Here is a 14590-nt window from a genome sequence, read left to right as displayed (position 1 = left end):
TTGACGATCGGATCGCCCACGCGCATGGGCAGCTTCGCGTCCAATACCAAGCCATAAGACATTTTCTCGAAGGTGCGGAAGACCATCAGCAGACCCGCCTCTTCCTCGGGCAATTGGATGCGGTCCTTGTTAATTGGGTCGCGCACTCGATCACCGCGCCGGTTGATGCGGAAAATCATGCCTGCGGCGACTCCTTCGCGCTCACCGACATTGAGCAGCACCACATCATACTGGCCGATAAAGCTGGCACCGCGGCCGGAGTCGACAATCACCCCATCGACCCCCTGAGGCGGCTCGCTGGGGTAAAAGACCGTTTCCAGCTGCGCCTCATCCGAGGGCAAGATGCGATCCTCGATGGCGACCTGTTGGCTCGAACGCTCTAGCTCGAAGGTTGCGATCTCGCCCTGTAGATTGTCCAGTCGCGCGGTGCCCAGTTCAATCGCCTCATAGCCTAAGCGCTCCTTGGTATAGGGATCTCGGTAAATCTTGCCCATGCGGTATATTTGGTAGGCGGGCAGGTCAACGTTAAATTCCCCGCGGGCATAGACCTGATCCCCAGCGCCGAGCAGCAGGCGGCCTTCCATGCCACTGATAATATAGGGCGCCGATTTTAGTTCTGCGCTTGCTAAGATTCGATTGCCCGATAGGAAGCCGTCGACATGCTCCCGAGGAATGGCCGGAATGGCGCCAAAAATAGGCGTGATTCGCGCCGTCGGTCGCAATTTAACGACGCCATTGGCATCGGCCTGATCGCTATAGATTTTCAAGGTGTTGGCGCTGTCGCTGCGCATAATGGTGGTCAGGCGTCGTTCACCGTCTATCATCACCAGGCCGATGACATCGCCCGGATAAATTAGATGAGGGTCTTCGACCTGTGGATTGAGGTACCAGATATCTTGCCATTTCCACGGGTCGGCGAGAAACATGTCTGAGATATCCCAGAGCGTGTCACCTTTAACAACGACATATTGGTCGGGCACGTCGTCGTTCAGGGTCAATTCATCGGCCCCAGACAGGCCCATGGCGAAACAGCAGCCTAATAATGCAGCGATGATTTTCCTCATGGCCAAATTCCCTATATAATTTGTCTGTTTAGCATGCAACAGACCCTAAAGTACTGGCCGCCATGCCGGTGCTCGCGAGTCTGCTACACTGTTCTCATTTGTTACAAAATGGGTTAAATAGGATGTATTTCACATCGGAAACTTATACTGTCGGCTTTTTAGCGCAATGGGGTCTCCCTATGACGATACCGAGCGAAAACGGTTAACTTTTTTAGTCTAGCAGTCAATCGCAGAGCCAAACACTTTAAAGCCAAATCTGCACAGATAAATCCAGAAAGTGATAACTGGATAACATTTTGGCGAGATCGGGCAAGGCTGTACTTTCCACTCATAAATATTGGTTAAATAGTCCGTTATGGCATTACTAGAGATATTAGAATACCCCGATCCGCGTTTGCGCACGGTCGCCGTGCGGATCGACAAGGTCGACGATGCACTGCGCACCTTGGCCCTGGATATGATCGAGACCATGTACGAGGCGCCTGGCATTGGCCTTGCGGCCAGTCAAATTAATGTTCATCGGCGCTTGGTGGTTATCGACGTGTCCGAACAGCAAGATGCACCGCTTATATTGATCAACCCTGAATATGTGGTCACCGGTGCCCCGATGGAATATCAGGAAGGGTGTCTGTCGGTGCCGGGTTATTATGAAAATGTTACCCGGTTCGACAAAATTCAGGTTAGCGCGCTCAATGAACAAGGCGAGGCCTTGGCGTTTGAGGCCACCGACCTGCTGGCGATCTGCATCCAACATGAGATCGATCATTTGGATGGCAAGCTGTTTGTCGATTACCTGTCCAGCTTAAAGCGCACCCGGATCAAGAAGAAACTCGAGAAGCAACATAAGTTGGACCACTAGGCGATGTCCCTGAACCTTATTTTTGCCGGTACGCCCGAATTTGCGGCCGAGCACCTACAGGCCCTGATCGACAGTGAACATCGGGTCGTGGCGGTCTATAGCCAACCCGATCGGCCCGCTGGTCGCGGTCGTAAACTGACCGCCTCGCCGGTTAAGAGCCTCGCCTTGGCGCATCAGATACCGGTCTTGCAACCGATCAACTTCAAGAGTGACGCCGCCCAGACTGAATTGGCCGCATTGCAGGCCGATCTGATGGTCGTGGTGGCCTATGGCCTGATTCTACCGCAAGTGATTCTCGACACCCCGCGCCTAGGCTGTGTCAATGTACATGCCTCACTCCTGCCGCGTTGGCGTGGTGCCGCACCGATTCACCGAGCCTTGCTGGCTGACGATGCGCAAACGGGCATAACCATCATGCAGATGGATGCCGGACTCGATACCGGCGACGCGCTGGTAACCGTGGCCTGCAATATTTTGCCAACCGATAGCAGCGCGATACTGCACGACCGTCTTATCGAACTCGGAGCACCCGCCTTGCTGCAGGCCCTGAACCAGCTGGAAATGGCGGCGACGCAGCCGGTTGCGCAGAATTCGGCCCAGGCGACTTACGCGCACAAGCTGGAAAAGATCGAGGGTCAGATCGACTGGTCGGACTCGGCCGAGCAAATCGACCGACAGATTCGCGGCCTGACGCCGTGGCCTGGCGCCTTTACCCACTGGCAGGGCGAGACGGTGCGGTTGCACCAGGCGAGCCTGCCCGGTCAGTCGAGTGAGGCGGCCCCTGGCTCGCTGGTTGCCATGACCAAGGTGGGCTTCGATGTTGCCACCGGCGACGGGGTGTTGCGGATCGAAAAGCTGCAGTTACCCGGTAAAAAAGCCATGAGCGCCAGCGATCTGCTCAACGCCCGGCGCGACCAATTTATCGCCCACCCACAGTTCACTAACTCGGCCATCCTATGAAGTCTATTCGCTATATCGCCGCCGACATCCTGCTAAATGTCGTCGACAACGGCCGCTCGCTCAGCCACGAGTTGCCCGCCGCCCTCGCCGAGCTCGATCCGGAACAGCACGCCTTCCTGCAACAGCTGGTCTATGGCAGTGTGCGCTACTATTTCGCCCTCGATGAACTGATTAACCAGCTGGTCGAAGACCCGCTGCGCGATAAGGAACGATTGCTGCATATGGTGCTGGCCATCGGTATCTACCAGCTCTGGCAATTGCAGGTCGCCGAATACGCGGCCATCAATGAGACCGTAGCGGTCACGGTCGAGGCCGATCGGCAGTGGGCAACCGGATTGGTGAACGGCACCTTGCGGCGTTTTCAGCGCGAACGCGGTGCGATGCTCGCCGATCTGCGTCGGGCCGAGGCCATGCCGGGTTGGTTAAATAAGCGCCTGCGCCAGGCCTGGCCGGAGCAGTATCATCAGATCTGTGCCGACTCAAACCAGTTGGGGCCGATGACTCTGCGCGTCAATCAGCGCCACGGCACGCGAGACGCCTGGCTGGCGCAGGCCAATGAGCAGGGCTTTGAGGCGCATGCCTGTGCCCATTCAGAAGTCGGTGTGACCCTGGCCGCGCCAGCGCCGGTACTCGCCCTGCCGGGCTTTTCTGCCGGTGCCGTCTCGGTGCAGGACGAGGCCGCCCAGCTCTGTGCCCAGTTGCTCAAGGTCACCGACGGTGAACGGGTGCTCGATGCCTGCGCCGCGCCGGGTGGTAAAACCGGCCATCTGCTCGAAAGTGCGAGCATCCAATTAACCGCGTTGGACGTCGACCCCAAACGCCTCGACCGGGTCGCCGAAAACCTAGAGCGCTTGCAACTCAGTGCTCAACTGACCGCAGCGGATGCCGGCGATGTGTCGAGCTGGTGGGACGGTGAGCCGTTTGACGCCATTCTGGTCGATGCCCCCTGTTCTGGCACCGGGGTGATCCGTCGCCACCCCGATATCAAGTTGCTGCGTAAAAATACCGATATCAAGGCGTTGGGCTTGGTGCAGAAAAATCTTCTAACGCAACTCTGGGGCACGCTCAAGCCCGGCGGTCGCTTACTCTATGCGACCTGTTCCATCCTGCCGGATGAGAACAGCCAGCAGATCTCGGCCTTTCTGGCAGCGCACGCCGACGCTGCCTTGGTCGAATTACCCCTGACCGGCGATGTGCCGACGCCCACTGGCGTGCAATGGTTGCCGCAAGCCGGCGGTCACGATGGCTTTTTCTATGCGTTACTGCACAAGGCACGTTAGGCTAACGCAAGACCGGGCTGGCCAGATACGATGGTCGCGCTTAGGCCTCGTCTTTGTTGGCCTGGGTCGGTAACATAGGCTAATCAGGTCAAATAGGTTGGCTGCTGCACGCTAAGCCTCAGCCCACTCGACAACATTACGTTCTAGGACAATGCCATTGAAAATCATTTTGCTCGGAGCCGGACAGGTCGGGAGTTCACTGGCAGAGAATCTTGCCTCGGAAGAAAATGACATCACCGTGGTCGATACCGATGGTAACCGCTTGCGCGAGTTGCAAGATCGGATCGATATTCGCACCGTGATCGGCCTGGCGTCGCTGCCCGATGTGTTGCAACGGGCTGGGGCCGAGGATGCCGATATGTTGATCGCGGTGACCAATAGCGATGAAGTCAATATGGCCGCCTGTCAGGTGGCTTTTTCTCTATTTCGCACCCCAACCAAGATCGCCCGGATCCGGGACCCACAGTATATTCGCGAAAGCGATAAGCTGTTCAGTCAGGATGCCTTTCCGATCGACGTGCTAATCAGCCCTGAGCGCTTGGTGACCAACTATATCCAACGCCTGATCGAAACCCCCGGCGCGCTGCAGGTGCTCGACTTTGCTGGTGGCAAGTTGCAGCTGGTCGCGGTGAGGGCGATCCACGGCGGCTTGCTGGTTGGCCAAGAATTACGTTTTCTCAAGCACCATATGCCCTCAGTTGAAACTCGAGTTGCGGCCATTTTCCGCAAGGGTCGGGCTATCGTGCCGGAAGGCTCGACGGTCATCGAAGCCGACGATGAGGTCTTCTTCCTCGCTGGCACCAGCGATATTCGTGCCGTGATGAGTGAGCTGCGGCGCAAGGAAAGCAGCTATAAACGCATCGTGATCGCCGGGGGCGGTAATATCGGTTACCGACTGGCACGAGAAATTGAGGCGCGTTATTCGGTTAAGGTCCTGGAGCACAGCGAGGATCGCTGCCAATGGTTGAGTAACCATCTTAAACACGCCATCGTATTGCGCGGTGACGCCTCCGATCAGGAGCTGTTGCTCGATGAAAATATCGAAGACACCGATCTGTTTATCGCCGTAACCAACGATGACGAGGCCAATATTATGGCCTCCTTGCTCGCCAAACGTTTGGGCGCGCGCAAGGTGATGACCCTGATCAATAATACCGCTTATGTCGATCTGGTGCAGGGCGGCGATATCGATATTGCCATTTCCCCCTCCCAGTCGACCATTGGTAGCCTGCTGACCCATGTGCGTCGTGGTGATATCGCCAATGTCTATTCATTGCGCCGCGGCGCGGCCGAGGCGATCGAGGCGGTTGCGCATGGCGATATTAAAACCTCCAAGGTGGTCGGTCGGGCGGTCGAAGATATCGATCTGCCAGAAGGTTGCTCGATTGGCGCCATCGTGCGCGGCGAAGCGGTTATCATCGCGCACGACCACACTATTATCGAAACCGGCGATCACGTGATATTGTTTCTGGTTGATAAGCGCCGGACGTCTGATGTCGAAAAGCTGTTTCAGGTCGGCTTTAGTTTTTTTTAATGGTTCATTTTCATATCTTGATTACAGGCTGACTGACTCCAATGCAGTATCGTTTGACCCTAAAAATTCTCGGTCTTTTGCTGATGGTATTCAGCCTCTCGATGCTGCCTTCGATTCTGGTTTCGCTCTACTACGAAGACGGCTCCCACAATGCCTTTATCTTCGCCTTTCTAATCGTGATCTGCGTGGGCTTTGGCATGTGGTTACCGGTGCGCCATTGGCACCGCGAAATGCGCACCCGGGACGGCTTTTTTATTACCGTGATGTTCTGGATCGTACTGGCCATCGCCGGTTCGATCCCCCTGTTCTTGGCACCCTCAGTCAATCTCAGTTACACCGATGCCTTCTTTGAATCCTTAAGCGGCCTGACCACCACCGGCGCCACGGTGATTACCGGGATCGATATACTGCCCAAGAGCATTCTCTTCTATCGCCAGCAACTGCAATGGCTCGGCGGCATGGGGATCATCGTACTCGCCGTCGCCGTGCTGCCCATGTTGGGCGTCGGCGGTATGCAGCTGTACCGCACCGAAACCCCAGGTCCGGTTAAGGACAGCAAGCTAACGCCGCGCATCGCGGAGACGGCCAAGGCGCTCTGGTATATCTATCTGACCCTGACCATCGTCTGCGCGCTGGCCTATTGGGCGGCCGGCATGTCCGGCTTTGACGCAGTCGCCCACAGCTTCTCGACGGTCGCGATCGGCGGGTTCTCCACCCATGACGCCTCGCTGGGCTACTTCGACAGCGCGGCGATTGAAATGGTCGCGGTGGTCTTTATGTTGCTGGCGGCGGCCAATTTCGGCCTGCATTACGTCGCTTGGAATGCTAAGTCGCTAAAGCACTATTTCGCCGATCCGGAATACCGCTTCTTCTTAGTCATCGCGGCCATCCTAGTAGCCATCACGGTGTTTGTACTCTGGGTTACCCAGACCTACAGCAATGCGGGTTCACTGCGTTACGGTCTGTTCGAGGCAGTGAGTCTCTTGACCACCACCGGCTTCGGTACCGCGGACTTCTCGACCTGGCCACTGTTTGCGCCCTTTATGCTCTTTATGGCTTCTTTTATCGGCGGCTGTGCCGGCTCCACCGCCGGTGGTATGAAGGTGATTCGGGTGATGCTGATCTTAAAACAGGGTATCCGAGAGATTAAGCGCCTGATCCATCCGAAAGGTATCTTTACCGTCAAGGTGGGTAATCGCCGGGTTGATGATCGGGTGGTTGAATCGGTCTGGGGCTTCTTTAGTGTCTATATCATGTCCTATGCGGTGATCTTCTTTGGCCTGCTGGCCACCGGACTCGATTTCGAGACTACCTGGTCCGCCGTTGGCTCCTCGCTCAATAACCTGGGACCCGGCCTGGGCCAGGTGGCGAACGACTACGGTAGCATCCCGTCCACCGCCAAATGGCTGCTGTGCTTCGCCATGCTCTTGGGTCGACTGGAGATTTTCACCCTGCTGGTGTTGCTGACGCCGCAATACTGGCGCTCCTAAGCTGCACGCAATGATGCGGCCGCACTCATCGATGCCGGCCGTTGCGACGCAACTGCCACATGACCCCCGCTACTGGCCTGTGTATAATGGCCGGCCCTGTTCCAGCCATTGCCATTCATCGGGTAACGTGAGAAAACCATCGTGACTATAGAGACAACAGCACAGACGAGAACCTTTCAAGGATTGATCCTGACCCTGCAACAATACTGGGCCGACCAAGGCTGCGTGCTGATGCAGCCGCTCGATATGGAAGTCGGCGCGGGCACCTCGCACCCGGCGACTTTCTTGCGGGCCCTCGGTCCGGAAACCTGGAATGCCGCCTATGTGCAGCCGTCACGCCGGCCGACCGACGGTCGTTATGGTGAAAACCCCAACCGTCTGCAGCACTACTATCAGTTTCAAGTGGTTCTCAAACCCCATCCCGATAACATTCAGGAACTCTACCTGGGTTCTCTTAAAGCGCTGGGCATCGACCCAACCGTCTATGATATCCGCTTTGTCGAAGACAACTGGGAAAACCCGACCCTCGGTGCCTGGGGTCTGGGTTGGGAAGTCTGGCTCAATGGTATGGAGGTGACCCAGTTTACCTATTTTCAACAGGTCGGCGGGCTGGAATGCTATCCGGTGACCGGTGAGGTGACCTATGGTCTGGAACGTCTGGCCATGTATATTCAGGGCGTCGACAGCGTCTACGATCTGGTTTGGACCGTGGGCCCCGATGGCACGCCGGTGACCTATGGTGATGTCTTTCATCAAAACGAAGTCGAGCAATCGACCTACAACTTCGCCCATGCCGATGTCGCCGAACTGTTTCATCAGTTCGATTACCATGCCGCCGAGGCGCAGAAGTTGATCGACCTGGACCTGCCATTACCGGCTTACGAGCAGATTCTCAAATCCGGTCATACTTTTAACTTGCTCGATGCCCGCAAGGCGATCTCGGTGACCGAACGGCAGCGTTATATCCTGCAGATTCGTACCCTGTCGCGCCTGGTGGCGCGCAGCTATTTCGACTCTCGCCTGAAACTGGGCTTCCCCCAGGCACCTGCTGCCTTGCGCGATGAGGTGATCGCCAAAGAAGCGGCCGCCGCGGGAGAGACAAAATGATGACACAAGCCGATTTTCTGATTGAGCTGGGCACCGAAGAATTGCCGCCCAAAGCCCTGAGCACCCTGATGAACGCCTTCGCCGAGGGTATCCTCGAGCGCCTGAGCAGTGCCGGCCTGAGCTTTGATGCCAGTGTGCGCTATGGTGCTCCGCGGCGCCTGGCATTGCATATTACCAACTTGCAGCTGCATCAGCCCGATGAACAGATCGAACGACGCGGTCCCGCGCTCAAGGCCGCCTTCGATCCGGCCGGTGAGCCGACCAAGGCCGTGCTCGGCTTTGCCCGCTCCTGCGGCGTTGAGGTCAGCGATCTGGTCACGCTGGAAACCGATAAGGGCGCTTGGTTGGTCTACCAGGGTACCAAGGCGGGTCAAGCGACCGAGGCGCTGTTACCGGGCATCGTGCAGCAGGCGCTCGACAATCTGCCGATTGCCAAACGGATGCGTTGGGGCAGTCGGCGTGATGAGTTCGTCCGCCCGGTGAAATGGCTACTGATGCTGCTCGGTGATCAGGTTGTCCCGACCACCGTCTATGGCGTTGCGGCCGGCAACGTGACCCGTGGCCATCGCTTTCACGCGCCGGTCGAACTGGTGGTGCCGAACCCGGCCGCCTATGCCGACCTACTGCGCAGTGAAGGCAAGGTCATTGCCTCCTTTAGTGAGCGCCATGAGCTGATCGAAACGGCCGTAAAACAGGCCGCGCAGGCCAAGGGCTTAATCGCCGTGATCGATCCGGACCTGCTCGATGAGGTGACCGGACTGAACGAATGGCCAGTGGCCTTAGTCGGTCAGTTTGAAGCGCGTTTTCTCGACGTGCCGGCCGAGGCGCTGATGTCGTCGATGGAAGAACACCAAAAATATTTCCCGACCGTCGATGCCCAAGGTGCGATCCAACCCTATTTTATCTTTATTGCCAATATCGACAGCAGCGACCCCGCGTTGGTGATTGCCGGCAATGAAAAGGTTATTCGACCGCGCCTGGCCGATGCCGCCTTTTTTTGGGAAACCGACAAGAAAACACCGCTGGTCGAGCGCGTTGAGCGCCTGAAGACCTTGATGTTTCAGCAGCAGCTCGGCAGCGTCTTCGATAAAAGCCACCGGTTACAAAGCATTGCCGGTTTTATCGCCGGTGAGATTGGCGCCTCGGTCAGCGCCGCCGAACGCGCTGCGCTGCTGGCCAAGGCCGATCTGGTCACCGATATGGTGTGCGAGTTTACCGATTTGCAGGGTATAGCGGGGCACTATTATGCCCTAGCCGATGGCGAGTCTGAGTCCGTTGCCGCCGCCATCTTGGAGCAGTACAAGCCCGCTGGTGCCGGCGACGATCTGCCGCAGGCGCGCGAAGGTATGGCGCTGGCGCTGGCCGATCGTTTGGATAACCTGTCCGGTCTGTTTGGTATCGGCCAGCCACCGAGCGGTACCAAGGATCCCTTTGCCTTGCGTCGAGCCGCCGTCGGAGTGTTACGGATTCTGGTCGAGCGAAAACTGCCGCTGGATCTGGTCACCCTGGTTGAATTTGCCGCCGCGCAACATGCCAACTTGCCCAAGCGGGACATTGTGGTCGCCGATGTGGTCAGCTATATTCTCGACCGCTTCAGCGCCGGTTATCACGATGCCGGTTTCCGCACCGAGATCTTTCAAGCCGTGCGCGCCCTGAATCCGACCCAGCCCTACGATATCGATTTGCGCGTGCGGGCGGTTGTCGCCTTCAGTCAACTCGATCAGGCCGCCGCCTTGGCTGCCGCCAATAAGCGGGTGTCGAATCTGTTGGCCAAGGTCGATGGCCCGGTCGACACACCGGTCGACCCAAGCCTATTTACTGAGGCGGCCGAGACCGAGCTGTTTGCGGCCCTGGAGGCGGTCACCAGTAGCGTCACCGAGGCCGTTCAGCAGAGCCATTATGGCTTGGCCCTAACCGAATTGGCGGGGCTGCGCGATGTGGTCGATACCTTCTTCGACCAGGTCATGGTGATGGCCGATGATGCCGCTGTGCGCGCTAATCGCTTGGCCTTGTTGGCCAAGCTGCGCGGTCTGTTTCTGCAAGTTGCGGACATATCCGTTCTCTAACACGGAGCCAGTGGCCCTATGCCTGAATTACCCGAAGTTGAAACCACCCGCCGGGGCGTTGAGCCCCACCTGGTGGGTCGTACCATCAATCGCATGGTGGTTCGGGATGCCCGCTTGCGTTGGCCGATTCCCGATGCACTGCCGGCTTGGGCGCAAGATCAGGTTATAGTGCGCGTCGAGCGGCGCTCCAAATATCTTTTCCTCGTTCTAGAACGCGGGACTGTGTTGGTCCATCTGGGTATGTCGGGCAGCTTGCGCATCCTGCTCGATGACCTAACGCCCACTAAGCACGACCATGTTGATCTGGAGCTTGATAACGGCACCAGGCTGCGCTATCACGACCCACGCCGCTTTGGTCTGTGGCTCTATACCGAAACCGACGTTCATAGCCATCGCCTGATTGAAAATCTGGGCCCTGAACCGCTCACCGACGCGTTCGACTTCGACTATCTCTATCCGCGTACGCGCAAACGTAAGACCAAGATTAAGACCCTGCTGATGGATGCCAAGTTGGTCGTTGGGGTGGGGAATATCTATGCCAATGAGGCGCTGTTCTTAAGTGGCATCACCCCGCACAAACTCGCCGGACGATTGACCAAGGCGGAATGCCGCAGCCTAGTCAGCAATGTTAAATCCTTGTTGGCGATGGCCATCAATCAGGGCGGCACCACGCTCAAAGACTTCGTCGGTGCCGATGGCAAGCCGGGCTATTTCGCCCAATCGCTCAACGTCTATGGCCGAGCCGGGCTGCCCTGTCGGCGTTGTGCCACGCTTATTAAGGAAGTGCGCACCAATAACCGCAGTACCTGCTACTGTCACCAGTGTCAGTCCTAGTCTTAAACGGGCACCAATCCGAATGGCCTACTGCCGTTCGTTTCACTAGGTCTATTGGCGACCGGTAACCGTAAAAGCTAGCTCAGCCGAGCCCACACCTAATCGAGGCCACTATGAAATTAGACGATATACGCCGTGAATATACCCAAGCCGGGTTAGACCGGGAACAATTGGACGACCATCCGATGGTGCAGTTTGAGCGTTGGTTGGAGCAGGCCCTGGGCGCCGATTTAAATGCTGATCCGACCGCGATGTCGTTGGCCACCGTCGATGCGCAGGGTCAACCCAGTGCGCGCATTGTGTTGCTTAAAAATGTCGATCAACGCGGCTTTGTCTTCTACACCAATCTGGAAAGCCATAAGGCGAACGACATGGCCGGCAACGCCAAGGTGTGTCTGCACTTTGCCTGGACGCCGCTGGAACGCCAGGTGGTGGTCTATGGTCGGGCAGAAAAGCTGTCGCTGGCCGAGTCGACTAAGTACTTCCTCAGCCGGCCACGCAACAGCCAATTGGCCGCTTGGACCAGTCAACAGAGCCGTACCATCGGGTCGCGCAAATTGCTGGAGCAGGCATTCGAGCAAATTAAACATAAGTTCGGCGAAGGGGAAATACCGATGCCGGCCTTTTGGGGGGGCTATCGCGTAGTGCCCACTCAAATCGAATTTTGGCAGGGTCGCGGGGCGCGTCTGCACGATCGCTTTATGTATCGAGCCGATGGTGAGTCTTGGCAGTTGGATCGCCTACAGCCCTGATTAGGTCCCCTTCCTGGGGTTGGGTTGAGCAAACTGGGCAAAAAACCTGGCCGTTATAGAAAGGGGCGAATATCGATGCCCAATTGACGCCGGTCGAGGGTGTTGATGATTGCATAGGCGCAGTTTTTACTGGCCAGATCGATGATCTCCGGTGTAACCGTCCGCTGCTCTTTGGTGTTGTAGAACAGCCGCACCATCGGCTGTTTCGGCTGGCGCCGATTGGCGCCGATAATCACCGCGGCGCGCTCATGCGATAATTCCACTAGGGTGCCGACCGGGTAGGCCGATAAACAACGGATAAAGTCATAGACCAAGTCCTTATCGAGATGGAAAATACTCCACTCGATGAGTTTTTTTAGCGCCTGCTTCGGCTCCATGCCACTGTGGTAGACCCGGTCGGCGGTGACCGCATCGTAGACATCACAGATGGCCGCCATACGGCCATAGAGAGAAATCTCGCTAGCCGGCAGATTGCGCGGATAGCCGCTGCCATCCAATCGTTCATGGTGAATCGAGCAGATGGAGCGAGTGATGTCGGATAGGCCGGCGGTGACGGCCAAAATCTGTTCACCGTAGGTGACATGGCGCTTCATTTCATCCCATTCATCCGGCTCGAGTTTGCCGCTCTTATTGAGTATCTCCGCCGGAACCAGGACCTTGCCGATATCGTGCAGTAACCCACCGGCGACCAATTGATGAATGGTGCTATCGTCCATCCTTTGGGCCTTGGCAAAAATCCCCAGCAGTAAGGCCACATTAACCGAATGTTCGAGCAAGTACTGGTCTTTGGTGCGGATAAAGGACAGGCAGGTCAGGGCATTTTCATTGGCATTGAGTGACTCAATCAGATCGCTCGCCGAGTTGTCGACCGCGTCGGCGTTGACGCCCTTGCCGGTCTTAATATCTTCGATGATGCCACCGACCAGTTGCTTGGCTGCGCCATAGCGTTGTTCCGCGCGGTCCCGCTCCTGAGTCACCGTAGCCGGTCGGCCGCCCGGCTTTGCGCCCATGGCTCCGCTCTGGAGGCTGAGTGAATTAAATTGATTGGCCTGGAGCTGTTTAACCGCATCCGCGGCCTGGCCTTGTAAGCAATCGACACCCTTATCGGTATCGATAAAGAGTTCAGTCACGCCGAGCGCTCGAATCTTATCGATAACCAGCTGGTTCTTAACGAGCCCGTTGCGCGCAGCATTGGTGCGTGGAATCCATTGGTTATTGAGGTCCGCTATATACATGCCAGGTGAGAGTTGGCCAATGCTGATCTGTTTTATCAAGAGACGTCGGCCTAAGGAAGATGACTCCCTAAAGCATAGACCATTTTGACAAGGGTCAACCCCGTTTGTCGATGCCTGAGCTGCCTAAGCGCAAGCGGCCTTGCCAGCGGATACCTCAGAGCTTAGATAATAGCGATTTTTTTGTCGCCGGGCCCGCCCGCCGTCTCGACCGTGCCAATCTTATGGACGCCCGCCCATTCAACCAGTAGCGCACCCGTTGGCGCCGGCACCGCGATCAGCAGCCCACCATTGGTCTGCGGGTCGAGCAAACAGGCCAGTAATGCCGCGCTCACCGAGCCGACCCGGCAATCGAGTAACAAGGGCTGCAACTGTGGCCAGAGGCTTGACTGCACACCCTGTTCGCTGAGCGCTAAGGCGTCGACCATCAAGGGCACCGCGGCACTGTCGAGCACAACTGTGCAGTCGGTTTGTCGCACCATCTCCAGCAAATGGCCCACCAGACCAAAGCCGGTTACATCGGTCGCGGCGTGCACCGGATGATCCTGCAACGCGATAAAGAAATCTCGATTCGACGCCAGCAGATGCTGCCAGAGGTCAGTCCTTGCAGCGGTCGAGGCGATATTCTGCTGGCCGGCGGCCAGTAAAATGCCACTGCCCAAGGGTTTATTGAGCAGCAGCCAATCACCGTGCTGGAGGCCGGATTTCGGCCAGCGTCCCGATCCGGCGCCATTGACCACCAACGCGACATGGGTTTCCTGCCCTTCGCTGCTATGGCCGCCGATCAGGGTTGTCTCATGGTGAATCAGGGTCTGGCTGATCCCGGTCATCAAGCGCGTGAAGTCACGCTTGAGGAGCCGTGGATGGCTGAACGCCAAATTGGCCCAGACCTGAGCACTGGTCGGGGCGATGCCCATGGCATAGAGGTCATTGATGGCGTGATGGGTGGCTACCACGCCGAGCCGATAGAGGTCATCGGTGAAGGCTCGGAAGCCATCTAAGCTCTGCCAAGCCGGTTGGTCTGCGATGCGCAGCGCAACGGCCGCATCTTCGGCTTGGGTCAGATCGGCAGCCAGTTCGGCGCGCGGATAAAGCGGTAAATTTTGCAAGGTCTCGGCCAATAGACCCGGACCGACCTTGCTGCCGCAGCCGGCACAGTGCATCGGCTCAGTCATGGTCATGTTCTGACCCGGCAGGCCCGACCCGAACAGCGCCATAAATTTGCGGTCGATCGAATCTTTCCAGCGCCAGACCCAGCGTCCAGAAAACCCTATGCCATTACGCTGCCCGACCGCGCGTTGATCGCCGAGCGAAATAAGCGATAGAAAGTCGCGCTGCAGGCCAAGCGGTCTGAGCTTTTGCTGGGCAAAGACGGCACGTAGATTTTTCAGCAGGAAGGGGGCCGAGCGCAC

General features: G+C 57.3%; 12 protein-coding genes. 9 read left to right on the top strand and 3 right to left on the bottom strand.

Features of this window, described 5'->3' with window-relative positions; translation table 11 throughout:
• On the bottom strand, window positions 1-1064 hold a 1064-nt coding region (locus AC4FIC_RS00110; protein WP_476194840.1), incomplete at its 3' end, for a LysM peptidoglycan-binding domain-containing protein.
• Window positions 1065-1419: 355 nt separating this feature from the next.
• On the opposite strand from AC4FIC_RS00110, the gene def reads away from it, so the two are divergent.
• From def to pdxH, 9 genes are all read left to right on the top strand, one after another.
• Window positions 1420-1923 (top strand): peptide deformylase, encoded by a 504-nt coding sequence (gene def, locus AC4FIC_RS00105; protein ID WP_100258600.1) that lies wholly within the window; start codon window positions 1420-1422, stop codon window positions 1921-1923.
• A gap of 3 nt (window positions 1924-1926) precedes the next feature.
• Window positions 1927-2883: a methionyl-tRNA formyltransferase gene (fmt, locus tag AC4FIC_RS00100; protein ID WP_475843508.1), complete on the top strand. Its 957-nt coding sequence runs from the start codon at window positions 1927-1929 to the stop codon at window positions 2881-2883.
• Complete coding sequence (gene rsmB, locus AC4FIC_RS00095) at window positions 2880-4163, top strand: 16S rRNA (cytosine(967)-C(5))-methyltransferase RsmB (RefSeq protein ID WP_476194839.1); 1284 nt, start codon at window positions 2880-2882, stop codon at window positions 4161-4163. The genes fmt and rsmB overlap by 4 nt, the downstream gene beginning before the upstream one ends.
• A 157-nt stretch (window positions 4164-4320) precedes the next feature.
• Window positions 4321-5697, top strand: a complete 1377-nt coding sequence (trkA, locus tag AC4FIC_RS00090; protein WP_100258823.1) for a Trk system potassium transporter TrkA — start codon at window positions 4321-4323, stop codon at window positions 5695-5697.
• A gap of 41 nt (window positions 5698-5738) precedes the next feature.
• The gene (locus AC4FIC_RS00085) at window positions 5739-7187 is read left to right on the top strand and encodes a TrkH family potassium uptake protein (protein ID WP_100258597.1); all 1449 of its coding nucleotides are present in this window, start codon (window positions 5739-5741) and stop codon (window positions 7185-7187) included.
• A 141-nt stretch (window positions 7188-7328) separates the two neighbouring features.
• The gene (gene glyQ / locus AC4FIC_RS00080; RefSeq protein WP_273283965.1) at window positions 7329-8294 is read left to right on the top strand and encodes a glycine--tRNA ligase subunit alpha; all 966 of its coding nucleotides are present in this window, start codon (window positions 7329-7331) and stop codon (window positions 8292-8294) included.
• Entirely contained in the window at window positions 8291-10360 is a 2070-nt protein-coding gene (gene glyS / locus AC4FIC_RS00075) for a glycine--tRNA ligase subunit beta (protein WP_476194838.1), read from the top strand. The genes glyQ and glyS overlap by 4 nt, the downstream gene beginning before the upstream one ends.
• Window positions 10361-10378: 18 nt before the next feature.
• A complete protein-coding gene (mutM, locus tag AC4FIC_RS00070; RefSeq protein WP_100258595.1) occupies window positions 10379-11194 on the top strand; it encodes a bifunctional DNA-formamidopyrimidine glycosylase/DNA-(apurinic or apyrimidinic site) lyase in 816 nt (271 codons plus the stop codon).
• 113 nt (window positions 11195-11307) lie between these two features.
• A complete protein-coding gene (gene pdxH / locus AC4FIC_RS00065; RefSeq protein WP_100258594.1) occupies window positions 11308-11946 on the top strand; it encodes a pyridoxamine 5'-phosphate oxidase in 639 nt (212 codons plus the stop codon).
• Window positions 11947-11999: 53 nt separating this feature from the next.
• On the opposite strand, the gene AC4FIC_RS00060 is transcribed toward pdxH, so the two are convergent.
• Together AC4FIC_RS00060 and selD are read right to left on the bottom strand one after the other, a co-directional pair.
• The gene (locus tag AC4FIC_RS00060; protein ID WP_100258593.1) at window positions 12000-13220 is read right to left on the bottom strand and encodes an HD-GYP domain-containing protein; all 1221 of its coding nucleotides are present in this window, start codon (window positions 13218-13220) and stop codon (window positions 12000-12002) included.
• A gap of 122 nt (window positions 13221-13342) precedes the next feature.
• Window positions 13343-14590 (bottom strand): selenide, water dikinase SelD (selD, locus tag AC4FIC_RS00055; RefSeq protein WP_476194837.1); only part of this gene is annotated, 1248 nt, incomplete at its 5' end.

The sequence above is a fragment of the Reinekea sp. genome, assembly GCF_982785585.1.
The sequence above is the reverse complement of the archived record's forward strand: the minus strand, read 5'-3'. Positions and strand labels throughout refer to the sequence as shown.

Bases quoted from the DNA above. Each gene is read 5' to 3' on its own strand.
- def (WP_100258600.1), top strand. From the start codon at position 1,420: ATGGCATTACTAGAGATATTAGAATACCCCGATCCGCGTTTGCGCACG.
- fmt (WP_475843508.1), top strand. From the start codon at position 1,927: ATGTCCCTGAACCTTATTTTTGCCGGTACGCCCGAATTTGCGGCCGAG.
- rsmB (WP_476194839.1), top strand. From the start codon at position 2,880: ATGAAGTCTATTCGCTATATCGCCGCCGACATCCTGCTAAATGTCGTC.
- AC4FIC_RS00085 (WP_100258597.1), top strand. From the start codon at position 5,739: ATGCAGTATCGTTTGACCCTAAAAATTCTCGGTCTTTTGCTGATGGTA.
- glyS (WP_476194838.1), top strand. From the start codon at position 8,291: ATGATGACACAAGCCGATTTTCTGATTGAGCTGGGCACCGAAGAATTG.
- mutM (WP_100258595.1), top strand. From the start codon at position 10,379: ATGCCTGAATTACCCGAAGTTGAAACCACCCGCCGGGGCGTTGAGCCC.
- pdxH (WP_100258594.1), top strand. From the start codon at position 11,308: ATGAAATTAGACGATATACGCCGTGAATATACCCAAGCCGGGTTAGAC.